Annotated in this window: 15 protein-coding genes and 1 tRNA gene; 9 read left to right on the forward strand and 7 right to left on the reverse strand. The window is 68.2% G+C overall.

The window, feature by feature from the left end; all coding sequences use genetic code 11:
• Positions 1 to 7: 7 nt before the first annotated feature.
• A complete protein-coding gene (locus tag AC0CH8_RS10055) occupies positions 8 to 1,774 on the reverse strand; it encodes a ShlB/FhaC/HecB family hemolysin secretion/activation protein (RefSeq protein ID WP_465239763.1) in 1,767 nt (588 codons plus the stop codon).
• A gap of 207 nt (positions 1,775 to 1,981) precedes the next feature.
• Between AC0CH8_RS10055 and AC0CH8_RS10060 the strand changes: the two genes are divergently transcribed.
• Positions 1,982 to 3,244, forward strand: a complete 1,263-nt coding sequence (locus AC0CH8_RS10060; RefSeq protein WP_465239764.1) for a CaiB/BaiF CoA transferase family protein — start codon at positions 1,982 to 1,984, stop codon at positions 3,242 to 3,244.
• Positions 3,241 to 4,467: an NAD(P)/FAD-dependent oxidoreductase gene (locus AC0CH8_RS10065; protein WP_465239765.1), complete on the forward strand. Its 1,227-nt coding sequence runs from the start codon at positions 3,241 to 3,243 to the stop codon at positions 4,465 to 4,467. The genes AC0CH8_RS10060 and AC0CH8_RS10065 overlap by 4 nt, the downstream gene beginning before the upstream one ends.
• Positions 4,468 to 4,471: 4 nt before the next feature.
• On the opposite strand, the gene AC0CH8_RS10070 is transcribed toward AC0CH8_RS10065, so the two are convergent.
• A complete protein-coding gene (locus AC0CH8_RS10070) occupies positions 4,472 to 5,356 on the reverse strand; it encodes a diacylglycerol/lipid kinase family protein (RefSeq protein ID WP_204193070.1) in 885 nt (294 codons plus the stop codon).
• Positions 5,357 to 5,425: 69 nt separating this feature from the next.
• On the opposite strand from AC0CH8_RS10070, the gene hemB reads away from it, so the two are divergent.
• Both hemB and AC0CH8_RS10080 read left to right on the forward strand, forming a co-directional pair.
• The gene (hemB, locus tag AC0CH8_RS10075) at positions 5,426 to 6,415 is read left to right on the forward strand and encodes a porphobilinogen synthase (protein ID WP_465239766.1); all 990 of its coding nucleotides are present in this window, start codon (positions 5,426 to 5,428) and stop codon (positions 6,413 to 6,415) included.
• Positions 6,416 to 6,428: 13 nt separating this feature from the next.
• A complete protein-coding gene (locus tag AC0CH8_RS10080) occupies positions 6,429 to 8,636 on the forward strand; it encodes a fused MFS/spermidine synthase (RefSeq protein ID WP_465239767.1) in 2,208 nt (735 codons plus the stop codon).
• 6 nt (positions 8,637 to 8,642) lie between these two features.
• On the opposite strand, the gene AC0CH8_RS10085 is transcribed toward AC0CH8_RS10080, so the two are convergent.
• Positions 8,643 to 9,152: a hypothetical protein gene (locus AC0CH8_RS10085; RefSeq protein ID WP_465239768.1), complete on the reverse strand. Its 510-nt coding sequence runs from the start codon at positions 9,150 to 9,152 to the stop codon at positions 8,643 to 8,645.
• Between the two features lie 83 nt (positions 9,153 to 9,235).
• On the opposite strand from AC0CH8_RS10085, the gene AC0CH8_RS10090 reads away from it, so the two are divergent.
• The 4 genes from AC0CH8_RS10090 to AC0CH8_RS10105 all read left to right on the forward strand — a co-directional run bounded on the left by AC0CH8_RS10090 (position 9,236) and on the right by AC0CH8_RS10105 (position 12,683).
• A tRNA-Arg gene (locus AC0CH8_RS10090) sits at positions 9,236 to 9,312 on the forward strand.
• Positions 9,313 to 9,420: 108 nt separating this feature from the next.
• On the forward strand, positions 9,421 to 10,584 hold the full coding sequence (locus tag AC0CH8_RS10095) for an alpha-hydroxy-acid oxidizing protein (protein ID WP_465239769.1): 1,164 nt from the start codon (positions 9,421 to 9,423) through the stop codon (positions 10,582 to 10,584).
• 97 nt (positions 10,585 to 10,681) lie between these two features.
• Positions 10,682 to 12,220, forward strand: coding sequence for a hypothetical protein (locus tag AC0CH8_RS10100; RefSeq protein WP_465239770.1), 1,539 nt, complete (start codon positions 10,682 to 10,684; stop codon positions 12,218 to 12,220).
• The gene (locus AC0CH8_RS10105) at positions 12,207 to 12,683 is read left to right on the forward strand and encodes a hypothetical protein (RefSeq protein ID WP_465239771.1); all 477 of its coding nucleotides are present in this window, start codon (positions 12,207 to 12,209) and stop codon (positions 12,681 to 12,683) included. Before AC0CH8_RS10100 ends, AC0CH8_RS10105 begins: the two co-directional genes overlap by 14 nt.
• Before the next feature lie 28 nt (positions 12,684 to 12,711).
• Here the strand turns inward: AC0CH8_RS10105 and AC0CH8_RS10110 are convergent, their stop codons facing one another.
• Both AC0CH8_RS10110 and AC0CH8_RS10115 read right to left on the reverse strand, forming a co-directional pair.
• The gene (locus tag AC0CH8_RS10110; RefSeq protein ID WP_465239772.1) at positions 12,712 to 13,794 is read right to left on the reverse strand and encodes an acyl-CoA dehydrogenase family protein; all 1,083 of its coding nucleotides are present in this window, start codon (positions 13,792 to 13,794) and stop codon (positions 12,712 to 12,714) included.
• Positions 13,794 to 14,990, reverse strand: coding sequence for an acyl-CoA dehydrogenase family protein (locus tag AC0CH8_RS10115; RefSeq protein WP_465239972.1), 1,197 nt, complete (start codon positions 14,988 to 14,990; stop codon positions 13,794 to 13,796). Before AC0CH8_RS10115 ends, AC0CH8_RS10110 begins: the two co-directional genes overlap by 1 nt.
• A gap of 138 nt (positions 14,991 to 15,128) precedes the next feature.
• Here AC0CH8_RS10115 and AC0CH8_RS10120 point away from each other — a divergent pair, with 138 nt between their 5' ends.
• Positions 15,129 to 15,656 (forward strand): hypothetical protein, encoded by a 528-nt coding sequence (locus AC0CH8_RS10120; RefSeq protein WP_465239773.1) that lies wholly within the window; start codon positions 15,129 to 15,131, stop codon positions 15,654 to 15,656.
• Here AC0CH8_RS10120 and AC0CH8_RS10125 read toward each other — a convergent pair.
• Together AC0CH8_RS10125 and cysN are read right to left on the reverse strand one after the other, a co-directional pair.
• Positions 15,631 to 16,371 carry a 3'(2'),5'-bisphosphate nucleotidase CysQ gene (locus tag AC0CH8_RS10125; protein WP_465239774.1) on the reverse strand — a complete coding sequence of 247 codons (741 nt, stop codon included), beginning with the start codon at positions 16,369 to 16,371 and terminating at the stop codon, positions 15,631 to 15,633. The genes AC0CH8_RS10120 and AC0CH8_RS10125 overlap by 26 nt on opposite strands.
• A complete protein-coding gene (gene cysN / locus AC0CH8_RS10130) occupies positions 16,368 to 18,281 on the reverse strand; it encodes a sulfate adenylyltransferase subunit CysN (protein WP_465239775.1) in 1,914 nt (637 codons plus the stop codon). The genes AC0CH8_RS10125 and cysN overlap by 4 nt, the downstream gene beginning before the upstream one ends.
• Positions 18,282 to 18,317: the final 36 nt, after the last annotated feature.

Raw genomic sequence — 18,317 nt, forward strand, 5'->3', positions numbered from 1 at the left:
ATCGGGATTACCGTGGTCGCGGGGTCAGCTGCGCCGTCACCGACAACAGCACGCGGTCGGTCGGTCGACCGCGGTCGAACGTCAGCGCGCGGTCGAGCGCATGCGCGTAGCCGATGTCCATCAGCATCTTGCCCGGCAGCGACACCCGCAGCCCGCCGCCGATCGAGCGCAGCTTGCGATCCGTCTCCGTCGAGAAGCTGTCGAGATTCGTCAGCCACACCGTGTCCGCGAAGCCGTAGAATTGCAGCGGCACCGGCGACGTCTGGAACAGATCGGCGCGAAGTTCGGTATGGATGCCCGCCGCGCGGTCGCCGGTATTGGCACCCGGATCGTAGCCGCGTCCGACCGTCAGACTACCGATCGCGAACTCCTCGAAATTCAGGAGCGGTCGGTCGGTATATTGCGCGCGGACATTGGTGACGGTGCTGAACACCCGCCCGGCCCGCAGCAACAGGTCGAGGTCGGCGCGCACCACGGTCGCCTTCGGGTCGCCCTCGAACCGGGAAGGCGTATAGCCGCCGGCCGAGATCGCGCCGAGCCTCGTCGCGTTGAGGACGCCGAAGCCCTGCCGCACCTCCGCCGAAGCGCCGATCGCGAACGCGTCCAGCCCGTCCGGTCGCCGTCCGCGCAGATTGCCGTCCAGCCGCACGAACCCCACCCGCAACCGGTCACGGTTCAGCGGTGAGGAGTCGCCGTCCCCGTAAACCCGCGTCCGCTGCTCGATCACCTCCGCGCCGCCGGTCACCGACAGGTTGCGCCGCACCGTCCGCAGCACCGGCAGCGTCACGTCCAGCCCGCCGATGAACGAGCGCGACCGCAGGTCCAGCGGTCCCAGGTCGGGTCGCGACCACGCATAGGTGCTCCGCACGCCCAGCGTCAGGCCCTGATTCCCGATCGGGAAGATGTAGCCGCCCTGGACGACCTGCTGCTCGTCGAAATCGATCGTCGAGGACGCGCCGACATAGACGATGTCTCCGGCGGTCAGCACCGAATAGGTTTCGCCGCGCAGATAGGCCGTACCGCGTCCGATCTGGCGCGACCCGTAGTTCTGAATGTTGCCGATGATCGCGAAGTTCTGCGTCGCGACCACGACGTCGCCGATCACGTCGCCCGGTGCCGTGCCCGCGGGACGCAGCGACAGCCGCACGTCGAGGCCGGGGATGTCGCCCACCAGCAACAGGATGCGCTCGGCATCCCGCTCGTTGATCGGGTCGAGCGCGCGGATCTGGGCGATTCGCGCGGCGAGCACGTCGCGGTAGCGACCGGCCTCCCCGTGGATGCGGATTTCGGTGATCCGGGCCATCACCACCGCCAGCGTCAGCTCGCCGGTCGTGATCTCCTGCGGCGGGATCTGGACGGAGGCGACATACCCCGATGCCCGCAGCGCCGCATTGGCGGCATCGCGGATCGCGCAGACGTTCGCGATCGGTTGCTCGCCCTTCGTCGCGGGCACGATCGGCGCGAGAATGGCGGCGATCGCGGGCGGCAGCGTGTCACGACCCGCCGGGACGAAGGTCACGCGGTCGATCGTCACCTTCAACGGTGATGTCGCCAGCGCACACGGCGGACGACCAAACGCCTCGCTGCCGTCGACGCTGACGCTGGTGCCGGTCGGGGCGCTTTGCGGTCCGGGCTGCTCCACCTGTTGCCGCGTCGGGAGCCCGGTCGGGGTGGTCGGCTGCGGCGTGGTCTGCGCGCCCAGGCCAGCGGGGCCCCCGATCAGCGCGACTCCCAAGCCGATGCGACAGGCACGGCGCCCGTCGACACGCCTCATCGCGAGCGCCGCCGGCGCCCGATCCTTATAGAGTCCCCACCCCATCGAATCCCCCTGCGCGGCTTTTACATCCCGAACCTCATGCCGCCAAGCGCAAAACTTGGTCTTTATTTCGGGATGCTCTTGTGTTTGCTTGATGTCGCCGTCGAACCTTTTGGCAACGCAGCATGATTGTTAGGCGGGATGCCGGGCATCTATAGGTCGCGCATGATCGATTCTGCCACCGCTCGCGACGCCTCTCCCATCACTGCTGCTGCCGCCCTGACCGGCGTCCGCATCCTCGACCTGTCGCGTGTTCTCGCGGGTCCCTGGGCGACGCAGATGCTCGCCGACCTTGGCGCGGACGTGGTGAAGGTCGAGGCACCCGGCCGCGGTGACGACACGCGAGCGTGGGGCCCCCCTTTCTTGACGGACGGCGGCGGGAACGAGGATTTGAGTGAAAGCGCCTATTATCTGTCGTGCAACCGCAATAAGCGGTCGATCGCGATCGACCTCGCCGATCCGTCCGGTGCGGCACTCGTCCGCGATTTGGCGATGCGGGCGGACGTCGTGGTCGAGAACTTCAAGGTCGGCGGACTCGCAAAATATGGGCTCGACTTCGCCAGCCTGTCGCGCCTGAACCCGACGCTCGTCTATTGTTCGATCACCGGCTTCGGCCAGACCGGCCCGTATCGTGACCGCCCCGGCTACGACTTCGTCGCGCAGGGAATGGGCGGCTTCATGAGCATTACCGGCGAGGAGGGCGGCCAGCCGCTGCGCGCCGGCGTCGCGATGGCCGACCTTTCCACGGGTCTCTATGCGGCGGTCAGCATCCTTGCCGCGCTGCGTCATGCGGAGCGGACGGGAGAGGGGCAGCATATCGATCTCGCGCTGCTCGATACGCAGGTGGCCATGCTCGCCAATCAGGCGATGAACTGGCTGGTCGGCGGCATCGATCCCGGTCGCCTCGGTAACCGTCACCCCACCGTCGTGCCCTACACCACGTTCGACGTGGCGGACGGCACGATCGTCATCGCGGTCGGCAACGATCGGCAGTTCCGGCTGCTCTGCGCCGAAATGGGCGTTCCCGACCTCGCCGACGACCCACGCTTCGTCACCGCCCGCGCGCGCCAGATCAACCGCGACGCAATCGAGTCCATCATCCGCGTCCATGTCCGTACGTTTGCGGGGGAGGCGTTGGTCGAGCGCCTCGTCGCGGCGGGCATCCCCGCCGGGCCGGTAAACACGATCGGCGAGGTCTTCGCCGATCCCGTCATCGCCGCGCGCGGCACCGTCCACCATTTCCAGCGCGAAGACGGCGCGACGATCCCCAGCGTCGCCTTCCCGGCCAAACTCTCCGCCACCCCCGCGACCTTCCGCCGCCGCCCGCCGCGGGTGGGGGAGAATGCGGCCGACATCCTCGCGGACTGGCTCGATCTTGACGAAGCCACCGCCACCCCTGATCGGAGCGATCGGGGAGAGACGCGTTGAACAGCTACGACATCGTCATCGTCGGCGCGGGCCATGCCGGCGCACAAGCCGCCATCGCGCTGCGCCAGCGCAAGTTTGCCGGCAGCATCGCGATCCTCGGGGAGGAACCCGAACTTCCGTACGAGCGCCCGCCGCTGTCGAAGGATTATCTCGCCGGCGACAAGCCGTTCGAACGCCTACTGATCCGCCCCCCGGCCTTCTGGGCCGAGCGTGCCATCGACATGCTACTGGGCCACTGCGTCGTCGCCGTCGACCCTGTCGCCCGGACCGTCACGACCGCCGATGGTGCAGTCGTCGGCTATGGCGAGTTGATCTGGGCAACGGGCGGCCATGCCCGGCGGCTTAGCTGCGCCGGCCACGATCTCGCGGGCGTCCACTCCGTGCGCAGCCGCGCCGATGTCGACCGCATGATCGCCGAACTCGGTGGCACGACCCGCATCGCGGTGATCGGCGGCGGCTATATCGGACTGGAGGCCGCCGCCGTCCTGTCGAAGCTCGGCAAGCAGGTGACCGTCTTCGAGGCGCAGGACCGCGTCCTTGCCCGTGTCGCCGGTGTCGCCTTGTCGCGCTTCTTCGAGACCGAGCACCGCGCCCACGGCGTCGACATCCGTCTTGGTGTCGGGGTCGATTGCATCGTCGAGGATGCGGGTCGCGCAGTCGGGGTGCGGCTCACGGGCGGAGAGGTCGTGCCCGCGGAGATGGTCATCGTCGGCGTCGGCATCGTCCCCGCTGTCCAACCGTTGCTCGATGCGGGCGCGGAGGGTGGCAACGGCGTTGCGGTCGACGCCCACTGCGCCACCAGCCTGCCGCACGTCCACGCGATCGGCGACTGCGCGCTTCACGCCAGCGTGTTCGCGGACGGCCTGCCGATCCGGCTCGAATCCGTCCAGAACGCCAACGATCAGGCGACCGTCGTCGCCAAGGCTCTCACCGGCACGCCCGAACCCTATGCGGCGGTGCCGTGGTTCTGGTCGAACCAGTACGACCTGAAGCTCCAGACCGTCGGCCTCTCGACCGGTCACGACGCCGAAGTGCTCCGCGGCGATCCCGCGACGCGCAGCTTCACGGTCGTCTACCTGAAGGCCGGCCGCGTCGTCGCGCTGGACTGCGTCAACGCGGTGAAGGACTATGTGCAGGGCAGGGCGCTGGTCCTCGCCGGCGCGACGATCCCGCCGGATCGGCTCGCCGATGCGAGCGTCCCGTTGAAGGACATGGCGCCCTAGCCGATCACGCCTCGGGCGGCGCCATCACCTCGATCACCCCCGCCGCGATCCGCGCCGTGATCGGCGTCTTCGCCAGCACCTCGCCGTCGATCGAGATCGGCAGGCGCGGCTCGGTGTCGATGTGCACTTCCTTGCCCGAGAAGCTGATCGTGTCATGATGCCGCGCCTCGTGCCCGAAGAAGCTCAGCGCCCAATTCTTCACGAGTCCGCGCTTGTAGTGGCCGCGCACCGCCTGCACGACGATCTCGCCCGAATTCACCGACGCCTCGTCCACCAGCCAGGTGCCGCCATGATAGGGGCCGTTCGAAATCCGGACTTCCACCACCCGCATCTTCCGCTTGGTGGTGCCGTCGTCGACGTGCAGGATGAAGGGGCGGAACTTGGCGAACTGGTAACTGGCCCAGCCGAGATAGCCGACCATCCCCAGCACTTTCTTCAACCCGTGTGGTACGGTCTCGGCGATCTGCGGGCTGATCCCCATCGCCGCGCAATTCGCGAAATAATCGCCATCGATCATGCCCAGATCGATGCGCCGCGTATGGCCGGCGCGGATCACCTCCACCGCGCCTTCGATCGTCAGCGGAATACCGAGCGTCCGCGAGAAGCTGTTGGCGGTGCCCAGCGGCAACACGCCTAATATGACATCATGCCCGACCATCAGGTCCACAAGCCCGCTGATCGTGCCGTCGCCACCGCCGAGGATCAGCAGGTCGGGTTTGGCGGCCAGAACGTCGCGGACGGTCGATTCCAGCTTCTTCGGATCGTCGACTGCGCGCGCGTCGACCTCGTACGGCAGTCCCTGCATCGCCGCGCACGCCCGTTTGAACAGTTTCTGCCCCTTGCGGGACTTGGCGTTCACGACCATCGCGGCCGACCTGATTTCCCGCATTCGATACGCTCCCGCAACCAACGCCGCCAACGCTTGCGACCGCGCGTTCGATCCCGCAAAGCGTGCGACATGTCGTCCTATCCCGCCGTCCGCCTTCGCCGCACCCGCGCCTCCGGCTGGAGCCGCCGCCTCCACGCGGAAAACACACTCACGCCCGCCGACCTGATCTGGCCGCTGTTCGTGACCGAGGGGCAGGGGGTGGAGGAGCCGATCAAGAGCCTGCCCGGCGTCTCGCGCTGGTCGGTGGACGGCATCGTCGCCCGCGGTCGTGAGGCGCGCGACCTCGGCATCCCGTGCGTCGCGCTCTTCCCCAACACGCCGGCTCATCTGCGCAGCGACGACGGACGCGAAGCGCTGAACCCCGACAACCTCATGTGCCGCGCCGTCCGGGCGCTGAAGGATGCGGTGCCGGAGGTCGGCGTACTGACCGACGTCGCGCTCGATCCCTACACCAGCCACGGCCATGACGGGCTGGTCGATGCCGCCGGCTATGTCGTCAACGACACGACCGCGGACGTGCTGATCGGGCAGGCGCTGGTGCAGGCGGAGGCGGGGGCGGACATCGTCGCGCCGTCCGACATGATGGACGGCCGCATCGGCCTGATCCGCGCAGCGCTGGAACAGGGTGGCCACCACAATGTCCAGATCATGAGCTACGCCGCCAAATACGCCTCCGCCTTCTACGGCCCGTTTCGCGACGCGGTCGGCTCGCGCGGGCTGCTGAAGGGCGACAAGAAGACGTACCAGATGGACTCCGCCAACGCCGAAGAGGCCTTGCGCGAAGTCGCGCTCGACCTCGCGGAAGGGGCGGACACGATCATGGTCAAGCCCGGCCTGCCGTATCTCGACATCGTCCGCGCGGTGAAGACCCGGTTCGAAGTGCCCGTCTTCGCCTATCAGGTCAGCGGCGAATACGCGATGATCGAGGCGTCCGCCGCGGTCGGCGCGGGCGACCGCGACGCGCTGGTGCTGGAGACGCTGATGGCGTTCAAGCGGGCCGGCTGCTCCGGTGTCCTCACCTACTACGCGGCTCATGCCGCGCGGCTGCTCGGCGCATGATCGTCGTAGCCCGATGACCGCGCGCATCTCCGGCACCACGCCGCTCGGCCGCGGACTCTTCGTCGCGACGATCCTGGCCGGATCGTTCCTGTTGTTCCTCGTCCAGCCGATGGTGGCGCGGATGGCGTTGCCGCGGCTGGGCGGTGCGCCCGCCGTGTGGAATTCGGCGATGCTGGTCTATCAGGCGCTGCTGCTCGGCGGCTACGCTTATGCCCACGCGCTGGGCCGGGTCCGGCCGCGGATGCAGGCGACGATCCACATTGCGGTGCTGCTGATTGCCGCCTTGTGGCTGCCGATCGGGCTGATGTCCGCCGACCTGCCGCCCGACGCGCAGCCGGCGGTGTGGGTGCCGTGGCTCCTGCTCGGCTCCATCGGGCCATTGTTCTTCGCCGTCTCCGCGCAGGCGCCGCTGATCCAGCGCTGGTTCTCGCTGGCGAGCGACGGGCGCGATCCGTACGCGCTCTATGCCGCCTCCAACTTCGGCAGCTTCGCGGGCCTGATCGCCTATCCGCTGCTGGTCGAGCCCGGCCTCGCGCTGCACTGGCAAAGCCTGATGTGGAGCGGCGGCTACGTCCTCGTCATCGCGCTCGTCTTGGCCTGCGCCAGCATGCTCCCGCGGATCTCGGCGGAGGCGCATGTCCGCGCCGAAAGCCCGGCTCCGGCGCGCGCGTCCGTTCTCCGCTGGATCGTGCTCGCACTGGTGCCGTCCGGCCTGATGCTCGCGACCTCGACCTACATCACCACCGACATCGTCGCGATGCCGTTATTGTGGGTGCTGCCGCTCGGGCTGTATCTGCTCAGCTTCACGATCGCCTTCGCCGACAACCGCGCGCCGGCCGACCTCATCACCCGCATCGCGCCGGTCACGATCCTGCTGTTCGGCGGCGTGATGATGGCCGGGTACAATCAGGGCCCGTGGTTCAGCCTGGGCGTGTCGCTGCTGCTGCTGTTCATGGTGTCGGTCGCGCTGCACACCGCGATGTACCGGTCGCGACCCGCGCCCGATCGCCTCACCGGCTTCTACCTCGCCATGTCGCTGGGCGGCGCGCTCGGCGGGGTCTTCGCCGGCCTGCTCGCGCCGGTGCTGTTCGACTGGACCTACGAATACCCGATCCTGATCCTCGCCGCCGGCGCACTCGCGCCGCAGACGTTCCTGACGCACGGCATCCGCAACGTCTGGCATGCCGGCGCGACGCGGCGGATCGCCTTCCTGACGGTGGCGCTGGCGATCGGCATCCTCATCCTGCTCCGTTTCAACGGCCCCGCGGCGCTGTTCGGGGAGGGGCATGACGGCTTCGCGTTCATCATCATCGCCGCGATCGGACTCGCGACGATCGGCTTTCGCCCCGCCTATCTCTGCGTCCTCGCCGCGGCATTAATGATCTTCGGCGGCTATCGGTCGATCAGCCTGTCGCTCGACCCAGGCGCCCGCACCCGCAGCTATTTCGGCGTCTACACCGTCCGCGGCGACGGCAACGTCCGCGAGCTCGACCACGGCACCACCGTCCACGGCATCCAGTTGCGCGGCAGCGTCGCGCGCGAGAAGTCGCCGACGACCTATTATGCGCCCGGCTCCGGCGTGGGTCAGGCGATGCTCGCCGCCCCTGCGCTCTACGGCGCAGGGGCGCGGATCGGCGTGGTCGGTCTCGGCACCGGCACGCTGTCCTGCTACGCCCGGCCCGGTCAGCACTGGCGCTTCTACGAGATCGATCCCGCCGTCATTCGCATCGCGCGCGATACCGGCCAGTTCACCTATCTGTCGCGCTGCCTGCCCAACCCCACCATCCGTCTCGGCGATGCTCGCCTCAGCCTCGCGGCGGAACAGGAATCGTCGCTCGATCTGCTCGCCCTCGACGCGTTCTCGTCGGACGCGGTGCCGATGCACCTGATGACGCGGGAGGCGTTCGCGACCTATTCGCGCGTCCTGTCGCCGCGCGGGCTGCTGCTGGTCCACATCTCCAACCGCTTCCTCGATCTGGAGCCGGTGGTCGCCGCCGCCGCCAAAGCCGGGGGCTGGCATAGCGCGGTGATGAACTACCGCCCGTCCGCACTGGCCCGCGACGCCTCGTCGTCGCTATGGGTGGCGCTGTCCCGCGACCCGGCCGTGCTCAAGACCCTGCGCGGGCAGGAGCCGGACTGGCGAGACATCCGGCCGCGGCCCGGCATGACTGCGTGGACCGACGATTATTCGACGATCCTGCCGCTATTGAAGCATTTCTGAAGCGTATCAGGCGGCCGGCAAGGTCGCCTGCAACCGGTCGATCGTCCCGCTCTGGCGCTGGCCCTCGGCGGCGATCCGCTGCTGCACCGCGTCCAGCGTCGGATAGGCCGGCTCCAGCGCCGCCGCCCGCCCGCTCGCCAGATCGCCGGCCTCGCTCGCCAGCGCGTTCGCCTGCGCGCGCCAGTCGTCGAGCAGCCCCAGCGCGGTCTGCGCGTCGAGCCACGCATCGCTTCCCACCGCGCGACCCTTCGCCGCCCGCGCCGCAGTCTCCGCCCGCCCACCATCCCGGTCGAACCCGCGCGTCACCGCCGCCAGCCGCGTGGTCAGGTCCGCGACCTTCGCGTCCAGCGCGGGATCGGCCTTCAGCTGTTCGGGCGGCGGCGGCGCAGGCTCCGCAAACCCGATCTTTTCGGTCGGCCGCACCGCTAGCGAGGGGTAGACGCTCGCGTCGCGCGCACAGGCGCCGAGCGAGACGAGCGACGACGCGAGCAGCAGCGCGGTGATGACCTGTTTCATGGCCCCATCCCTAGAAGCGCGACTTTTTGCGCGCAACGGACTTGCCACCCCAGCGAACCCTGCTAAGAGCGCACCTCCATTGTGCGCCCGTAGCTCAGCTGGATAGAGCATCAGACTACGAATCTGAGGGTCGGACGTTCGAATCGTTCCGGGCGCACCATTGGAAACTCCTGAAAAAGCCGGACCGGCGACGGTCCGGCTTTTCGCATATCGGGCCTATCGCGATCCCGCCCGCCCGCTATCCTCCCGCAAAAGTACGGAGAGGATCATGACCGACCATCCCGCCCCCGGCCCGCTGCGGCTGGCGCAAACCTATGCCGCCGGCCTGATGGGTCGTCGCGCGACGGTGCCGTTCCGTATGGACGAACTGGAATTACGGGCGGAGGCGACGATGACGCCCGAGGCGTTCGGCTATCTCCGCTCCGCCGGCGCGGAGGCGACGGCCCGCGCCAACAGAAACGCGCTCGACGCGGTGAAGCTCGTCCCCCGCATGCTCCGCAACGTGGCGAAACGCGATCTGGCGGTGGACCTGTTCGGCCGCCGCCTGCCGGCCCCGGTGCTGCTCGCGCCGATCGGCGTTCAGGACCTGGCGCACCCAGACGCCGACCTCGCCACCGCCAAGGGAGCGGCGGCGCGAAATGTGCCGATGATCTTCTCCAATCAGGCTTCGGTCGCGATGGAGGACTGCGCCGCCGCGATGGGTGACGCGCCGCGCTGGTTTCAGCTTTACTGGACCCGCTCCGACGCCTTGGCCGAATCGCTCGTCCGCCGCGCCGAGGCCTGTGAGTGCGATGCTATCGTGGTGACGCTCGACACGACGATGCTCGGCTGGCGGCCGGTCGACCTCGGTCACGGCTTCCTGCCGTTCCTGAAGGGGCAGGGGATCGCGCAATATGTCAGCGATCCGGTCTTCCGCAGCATGCTCGCCAAGTCGCCGGAAGAGGAGCCGCTCGCCGCCGCGCAACTGTTCACGCAAATCTATTCCGATCCCAGCGTCGACTGGACCCGCCTGCGCAAGATCCGCGAATGGACGCGATTGCCGGTGGTCCTGAAGGGCATCCAGCATCCTGCCGATGCACTACGCGCTGCGGAGGAGGGCTGGGACGGCATCGTCGTATCCAACCACGGCGGCCGGCAGGTCGACGGCGCGGTGGGCTCCGCGACGCAGCTTGCCGCCTGCGTCGATGCCGTGGCGGGTAGGGCGCGCGTCCTGTTCGACAGCGGCATCCGCGGCGGCGCCGATATCGCCAAGGCGCTCGCGCTCGGTGCCGACGCAGTGCTGCTTGGCCGCCCCTATGTCTGGGGACTGGCCATCGACGGTGCGGACGGAGTCACATCGGTCATCGACAATGTCATCGCCGAACTCGACCTCACGCTCGGCTTGATCGGATGTCGCTCCGTCGCCGAACTCGGCCGAGAATATCTGGCGTGATCTGACCCGACCCTCGCGGCACCCCCTACACGAAACGATTACAGCCGGGGTGCACGCCGCCGGCTAGAACCCTGCCAACGCTTTAGGAGAAGCAGTGATGGTCGATCCAATCACGGGCACACAGGTCCGCCCCTCGACGGCTCCCGCAACCGCCGCAAGCTCGAAGACAGATACGGTCGCCCAGATCAAGGCGCATCTCGACGGTACCGGCTTCCTCGGGGTCCAGACCGACGGTGACATCACCGCGATCAAGGACCTTCTTACGGCACTCTCGCCCGCCGATGCGAAGCGGGTCGTCGCCGACCTTCAGCGGTCGGGAACCTTGGACACGGTCGCGGCGGCCTTGACGGACGATACGATGCTGGTCGGCTCCGGCCTTGCCGCATCGGATCGTCAGGGATTCTTCGCCAGCATGGCCAAGTCGCTCGACGGCCCCGGCCTCGCCTCGCTCAGCCGTGCCTTCGGCAAGGTCGACCAGGGTGACGGTTCGACCGGTGGCAAGCCGGACGGTACGGACGGTGCGACCTATGCCCGCGAACTCGGCCATGCGGTGGCGTCGCACGCGACGGTCGCGGCAAAGGTCGATTTCATCGGTGCCCTGGCGAAGGACACGACAGCGACCGGTCACGACTCGCAATTCGCGGCCACCAGTTTCGGCGGCACGATCCACATCGGCAATGCGCAGGCCCGGGCTTCGGGAGAGGTGCTCGCGTCGCTGCGTGGCGGCGCTGCCGAACGCGGCTTCGCGTCCCTGACGGGCGAGCAGCAGAAGGCGGTGTTCACCGCCGCGATCGGCGCGCGCTTGTCCGCCGGCAACGGTCAGGGGCCGGCCGGCAACCCGGATTACGACATCACCCTGTTCCGCGACCTCTCAAAGGCCGCGGCGACGATGGGCGATCCGCACAACAAGGCGCAGGTGTTCGCGGCGGGTGCCGACGTGCTGCGCGGCGAGCGGATCGACAACCAGCTCGGCGCGACCCTGCTCGGGGTGCGTGCGGACCCGGCGAACAAGGCGTGCGCGGGGATGGCGAACAGTCTGGCGACGATCATCGACAGCGATCCCAGCCGCATCATCAACGATCTGGCGAGCTTCAAGACGCCGCTGGCGGGGTCCGGGGACATCTCGACGTGGCAGGGCAGCGCCGTCGCGGCTTATACGAAGCAGATGGTGCTCAACGGTGACGCCGGACAGGCGCGTTTGGGTCAGCAGGTCGCGCTGGTCGCGGCGGGCTCGAACGGGGCGACGAATGCGACCGCCGCTTTCAACGCGGAGGTGGATGGCCATTACCAGACGGCGACCGGCCTCGGTTACCTGACCGGCGCCGTCTCGGCCTCGGTCAAATCGATCGACAGCGACGCCGCCAAGCAGCGCGAACTCGCCACCAATATCTTCCAGGCAGGGCTGAGCCTCGTCGACAAGGCCGACGTGACCGGACCGGCGGCGTCGCTGGCGAAGGATTGGCTCGGCTCGGCGATCAACTCGCTGTCGGGCACCGGTGGTACGGGCGACATCGTCGCGCGGTTGACGGACGCGGCGGTTCCGACCGACACGCGTGGCTATGTCTCCGCCGAATCCAATCCGCTCTCCGCTTTCCGCAGCGCCGTCACCACGGTGTCCACGGATGCGACGCCGTAATCGGATGATCCTCGTCCGGTCGGCGATATCGATAGGGGCGCTGGCGCTGGCGGCATGCCAGCCGCCGGCCCCGATCGACGGTCCCCCCGATCCGGCCGGTGCGCGCGACGACGCCTATCTTCCGTTCACGGAGCCGTTGCGATCCGAACTGGTCGGCGCGACCGTCGCGGTCCTGCGGACGCTGAAGCCGGATCACCGTTGCGTCGACAGCCGTATTCTCAGGGTCCCGGTTGCGGAGGCACCTGCCGTGGTCGCCCATTATCGTCGGGCATTGCCGAGCTGGAAGCCGCTGGCGTTGACGTCGCCGGCGCGTACGCAGGTCGCCGGCCTGACGAATGGGCAGGCGGTATTCGCGATCGTGCAACCGGCGGGCTCGCAGGACGGCTATGCCGGTCTGGGCATCGTCACCGATACCGCCTGGGATGCGGACTCGAAACAGCGGGTCGCGGAATGCCTGCGGTAGCGGCCGGCGGACACCGACCGCTCCCGGATCAGGCCGCCCGGCCCAGCGCGATGTAGCGCTGCAAATGCTCGTCCTGATCGCCCAACTGGTGATCGATCATCGTCAACCGCTTGGCATAGTGGGACAGCGGCAATTCCCACGTCATGCCGATGCCGCCGTGAAGCTGGATCGCTTCCTCCGCCACCAGTTGTCCCGTCGCGCCGACCGTGTATTTCGCCGCCGCCAAAGCCCGCTCGACACCCGGCTTTCCGAACGCATCCGCCGCGTTGATGACGGCGGACCGCGCCTGCTCCACCTCCAGCAGCACCGTCGCGATGCGATGTTGCAGCGCCTGGAACTTGCCGATCGGCACGCCGAACTGCTTGCGCGTCTGGAGGTATTCGATTGTCGCGGTCTTCGCGACGTCCATCGCGCCCAGCGCTTCCGCCGAGAGCGCCAGCAGCCCCGCCGCCTCCGCCGCCGCGATCGCCGCTTCGGCATCGCCGCCGACCGGAGCCGCCACGCGCACGCCGTTCAGCCGAACCTCGCCCGCGCGTCCGCCGTCGACGGTGTTGTAGCCGTGGATCGTCAGCCCCTCCGCGCCCTTCGACACGAGGAACAGCGCCATGCCCGCGTCGGTCTGCGCCGACACCAGCAACACGTCCGCCGCCTCCGCCTGCGCGACGACCGCTTTCGCACCCGTCAGTGACCAACCGTCGCCATCTCTCACCGCCCTGGTCGCCAGCGCCTCGCCCGGCGCACGATCCTGCGGCTCGGCATGCGCGAACGCCGCGATCGTCGTACCCGCGACGATCCCCTCCGGCACTGCGTCGGCTATAGCCAGTGCGCGGCCGACCATCAGCGTGCCGAGGAACGGCTCCACCGCCAGCGCCCTGCCGAGTTCCTCGAACACGACCATGATGTCGAAACCGCTGCCGCCGAACCCGCCGACATCCTCCGCGAACAGCGCGCCTGCGATGCCCAGCTCGCCGAGCCCCGCCCAGACCTCGGGCGAATACCCCGTCTCGCCGTACGCAGCCCTGTTGCGCGCATCGACCGGCGCCGCGTCCGCCAGATAGCGGCGCAGCGTGTCGGCCAGCATCTGCCGGTCCTCGCTATGCTGGAAATCCATCAGAGCCCCACGATCATCTTGGAAATGATGTTCTTCTGCACTTCGTTCGATCCCCCGAAGATCGACAGCTTGCGCATGTTGAAATAGGTCGGCGCAGCCGCACCGGCATCCTCAGGTCCGACCGGCTCGCCGTTGTAACCGTCCTCCAGCGCCTCCGGGATGAACGGGATCGCATAGGCGCCATAGGCGCGGCGGGAGAGCGCGGTGATCGCCTGCCGAATCTCCGTACCCTTGATCTTCAGCATCGAGCTTTCCGCGCCCGGCGCACCGCCACCCGCCGCCGCCGCGACGACGCGCATGTTGGTCGTCGCCATATTGGCGAGGTCGATCTCTATCCGCGCCATCCGCGCCGCGAAAAGGGGGTCGTCGGTCAGCGGCTTGCCGCCCCGCGTGATCTTGCCCGCGACGCTGCGCAACCGGTCGAACGCCGCCGCCGACGATCCGACCCCCGCAATGTTGGTCCGCTCATAGGTCAGCAGGTACTTGGCATAGGTCCAGCCCTTGTTCTCCTGCCCGACGAGGTTCTCCACCGGCACGCGGACATCGGTGAAGAACACCTCGTTCACCTCGGCGTCGCCGTCCAGCAGCACGATCGGCCGCACTTCGATACCCGGCGACTTCATGTCGATCAGCAGGAACGAGATGCCCTCCTGCGCCTTGGCGGTCGGTTCGGTGCGGACGAGGCAGAAGATCCAGTCGGCGAACTGGCCCAGCGTCGTCCACGTCTTCTGGCCGTTGACGACATAATGATCGCCCTCCCGTACCGCGCTGGTCTTCAGGCTGGCGAGATCCGACCCCGCCCCCGGCTCCGAATAGCCCTGGCACCACCAGTCGGTGCCATCCAGAATGCGCGGCAGGTAATGCTGCTTCTGCTCATCGCTGCCATATTTGATGAGCACGGGGGCGAGCATGCTCAGCCCGAACGGCACGATCCGCGGCGCGTTCGCGCGGGCCATCTCGTCCTCGAAGATCGACCGCTGCACCACCGTCCAGCCCGGCCCGCCATATTGCTCGGGCCAATGGCTCGCCAGCCAGCCGCGCGCGTTCAGGATCGCGTGCCATTCGGCCATGTCATCCCTGGTCAGCGACAGCCCGTGCGCAACCTTGTTCGACAGCCGCGCGGGCAGCTTCTCCTTCAGGAAGCTGCGTACCTCATCGCGGAAAGCCTCTTCCTCGGGCGTGAAGCTGAGGTCCATCATCCGTCTCCATATCTTGTACTGCTGGCATATCACGCCCGGGTCCGGACGCAAACGCTTCCATACCGAATGTTCGAGAATTGCGATCGTTGCGTGCGATCGGTCGACCTGTCACGATGTTCATCAAAGGGGCGTTGAATGAGTGAATGGCAGGCGGCCGTGGCCGCGATGCGCCGCGGCGATACGGTGGGCGCTGCGGGCTGTGCGATCGTACTGGGCGCGCGGGGTCGCGTCGGCTCCGCCTTCGCGCGCCGGCTCCATGACGACGGCTTTCTGGTGCTGACCGATCCCGCCGATCCCGCGGCCGTCGCGCGTGCTGCTGCACCGACGTACCTGTTCGACTGCGCCTATGCCGACGGGGACCCTGCCGGCCATGTCGAGCGCGTCGTCCGCCACTTGGCAGACTGGCGCGACTATGCCGGCATCTTCGTTCCCTCGTCCGCGTGGATCGACACCGATAGCGACTACGCCCGCGCCAAGCGTGCGGTCGAGGCGCTGGTCGCCTTCTACGTCGCGCTCGGCGCACCGGTCGTCACCGATCGCATCGGCTACTTCCCCGGCGACGGTGCGCAGCCTGATGCCAACGAGCCGATGATCGACCGGTTGGTCGACGGCGACACGCTCTATGGGCGCGTGATGGCTAGGCTGTACCAGCCTGCGCGATGACGCTTAGCACCTGCTCCGCCAATTCCGGCCGGCAGATCAGCAGGTCGGGCAGCAACGGGTCCGCGCAATTGTAGACCAAGGGACTGCCGTCGATCCGCGACGCGTGCAGCCCCGCCGCCAGCGCCACAGCGGCCGGCGCGCAATTGTCCCATTCATACTGGCCGCCGGCGTGGAGGTAGATGTCGGCGCGCCCGTCCACGACCGCCATTGCCTTCGCCCCGGCCGATCCCATGCCCAGCATCTCCGCATCCAGCGCAGTCGCCACCCGTAGAGCGATGTCCGGGCACCGCGTCCGGCTGACGACGACGCGCGGCCGGAGGGGCAGGGGAGGCAGTACGGCGCGCGCATGATCCGTGCACCAGACGCGACCCCATTGCGGAACCGCCACCGCGCCGAACGCCGGTCGCCCGTCGATCGCCAGCCCGATATGGACCGCCCAGTCGTCCAGCCCATCGGCATAGTCGCGCGTCCCGTCGAGCGGATCGACGATCCACACCCGTTGCGCCCCGCACCGCGCCCGGTCGTCCAGGCTTTCCTCCGACAGGATGAAATCGTCCGGCCGTGCCTCTGCCAGCCGCCGCAGGATCAGCGCGTTCGCCTCGCGGTCGCCCCGATCGCCCAGCGCCCGGCCCGTCTCCGCACCCTCGGCCCGGATCGCGCGCAGCAAGTCGCCCGCCTCGGCCGCGATGGCGACCGCGAGTTCGGTGTCGGTCACAGTTCATGGCTCCACACGCCGACGACATACTCCACGATCCGCTCGGCCGCAGCTTCGGGAGTTTCGCGCGTCGTGTCGATCCTGATCTCCGGCCGCTCCGGCGCTTCATAGGGGCTGGAGATGCCGGTGAAGTCCCGAATCTCGCCCGCCCGCGCCTTGGCGTACAGGCCCTTGGGGTCGCGTTCCTCCGCCGTCGCCAGCGGCGTATCGACGAAGATCTCGACGAACTCGCCCTCCGGCAGGCGCGACCGCACCATCGCCCGTTCCGCGCGAAACGGCGAGATGAACGCGGTCAGCACGATCAGCCCGGCATCCGCCATCAATCGTGCGACCTCGCCGATCCGTCGGATATTCTCGATCCGCCCCGCATCGGAGAAGTCGAGATCGCGGTTCAGCCCGTGCCGGATATTGTCGCCGTCCAGCAGAAAGCTGTGCTTGCCCAGCGCGTGCAGCTTCTTCTCGACCAGATTGGCGATCGTCGACTTGCCCGATCCCGACAGGCCGGTGAACCACAGCACGCGCGGCGACTGCCCCTTCTGCTGCGCATGCGCCTCCCGCGTCACATCCACCGACTGCCAGTGCACGTCGGTGGCCCGCGCCAGCGCATGCTGCACCATCCCCGCCGCGACCGTCGCGTTGCTCGCGCGATCGATCAGGATGAAGCCGCCCAGATCGGCACCCTCCTCATACGGTTCGAACACGATCGGCCGGTCGGTATAGACCTCCGCGACGCCGATATCGTTCAGCGCCAGCGTCGTCGCCGCCACCTCCGCCTGGGTGTTCACGTCGACGGTATGGCGCGGCGGCTGCACCGTAGCATTGACCATCTGCGTACCCAGCTTCAGCCAGTATCCGCGACCGGGAACGAGCGGCTGGTCCGCCATCCACACGATCGTCGCGAGCATCTGGTCCGCCACCTGCGGCGGTGCATCCGCCGCGGCGATCACGTCGCCGCGCGAGCAATCCACCTCGTCCGCCAGCACCAACGTCACCGACTCGCCGGCCGTCGCATGCCCGCGCTCGCCGTCGGCGGTCAGGACACGCGCGATCGTCGTGTTGCGCCCGGACGGCACCACGCGCACCCGGTCGCCGACCGCCACGCCGCCGCTCGCGATCATCCCAGAAAAGCCGCGGAAGTCGAGATCCGGCCGGTTCACCCACTGTACCGGCAATCGGAACGGCCGCGCCGCCGCCCGGTCGCTGTCGACCGGGATCGCCTCCAGATGCGCCAGCAGCGTTGGCCCGTAGTACCAGCCCATCGCCGGCGACGGCGTCGCGACGTTTTCCCCGGTCAGGCCTGATAGCGGGATCGCCGTGAAGCGGTCGATCCCGATGCCCCTCGCGAATTCGGCGTAATCGGCGACGATAGCGTCGAACTGTGCGCGGTCATGCCCGATCAGGTCCATCTTGTTCACCGCCAGCACGATCTCGCGGATGCCGACCAGATGCGCCAGCCAGCTATGCCGCCGCGTCTGCGTCAGCACGCCCTTGCGCGCATCGATCAGGATCACCGCGCAATCGGCGGTCGACGCGCCGGTGACCATGTTGCGCGTATATTGCTCGTGCCCCGGCGTATCAGCGACGATGAACTTGCGTTTCTCGGTTGCGAAGAACCGGTATGCGACGTCGATCGTGATGCCCTGCTCGCGCTCGGCCGCCAGCCCGTCGACCAGCAGCGCGAAGTCGATATTCGCCCCCTGCGTCCCCATCCGCGCCGAGTCCGCCTCCAGCGCGGCAAGCTGATCCTCGAAGATCGTCTTCGAATCGTACAGCAGGCGGCCGATCAGCGTCGACTTGCCGTCGTCCACCGATCCGCAGGTGATGAACCGCAGCATCGTCTTGGCGGCATGTCCGGCGAGGTACGCGTCGATATCCTGACCGATCAGCGCTTCGGGTGTGTAGGCCGTCATTCTGCCCTCTCCCTCTCGAGGAGGGGAGCTTCGATC

The organism is Sphingomonas sp. AC435 (assembly GCF_979253005.1).

Bases quoted from the DNA above. Each gene is read 5' to 3' on its own strand.
- AC0CH8_RS10115 (WP_465239972.1), bottom strand. From the start codon at position 14,990: ATGGACCTCAGCTTCACGCCCGAGGAAGAGGCTTTCCGCGATGAGGTA.
- AC0CH8_RS10100 (WP_465239770.1), top strand. From the start codon at position 10,682: ATGGTCGATCCAATCACGGGCACACAGGTCCGCCCCTCGACGGCTCCC.
- AC0CH8_RS10080 (WP_465239767.1), top strand. From the start codon at position 6,429: ATGACCGCGCGCATCTCCGGCACCACGCCGCTCGGCCGCGGACTCTTC.
- AC0CH8_RS10095 (WP_465239769.1), top strand. From the start codon at position 9,421: ATGACCGACCATCCCGCCCCCGGCCCGCTGCGGCTGGCGCAAACCTAT.
- AC0CH8_RS10105 (WP_465239771.1), top strand. From the start codon at position 12,207: ATGCGACGCCGTAATCGGATGATCCTCGTCCGGTCGGCGATATCGATA.
- AC0CH8_RS10110 (WP_465239772.1), bottom strand. From the start codon at position 13,794: ATGGATTTCCAGCATAGCGAGGACCGGCAGATGCTGGCCGACACGCTG.
- AC0CH8_RS10055 (WP_465239763.1), bottom strand. From the start codon at position 1,774: ATGAGGCGTGTCGACGGGCGCCGTGCCTGTCGCATCGGCTTGGGAGTC.
- AC0CH8_RS10060 (WP_465239764.1), top strand. From the start codon at position 1,982: ATGATCGATTCTGCCACCGCTCGCGACGCCTCTCCCATCACTGCTGCT.
- hemB (WP_465239766.1), top strand. From the start codon at position 5,426: ATGTCGTCCTATCCCGCCGTCCGCCTTCGCCGCACCCGCGCCTCCGGC.
- AC0CH8_RS10120 (WP_465239773.1), top strand. From the start codon at position 15,129: ATGAGTGAATGGCAGGCGGCCGTGGCCGCGATGCGCCGCGGCGATACG.
- AC0CH8_RS10070 (WP_204193070.1), bottom strand. From the start codon at position 5,356: ATGCGGGAAATCAGGTCGGCCGCGATGGTCGTGAACGCCAAGTCCCGC.
- cysN (WP_465239775.1), bottom strand. From the start codon at position 18,281: ATGACGGCCTACACACCCGAAGCGCTGATCGGTCAGGATATCGACGCG.
- AC0CH8_RS10085 (WP_465239768.1), bottom strand. From the start codon at position 9,152: ATGAAACAGGTCATCACCGCGCTGCTGCTCGCGTCGTCGCTCGTCTCG.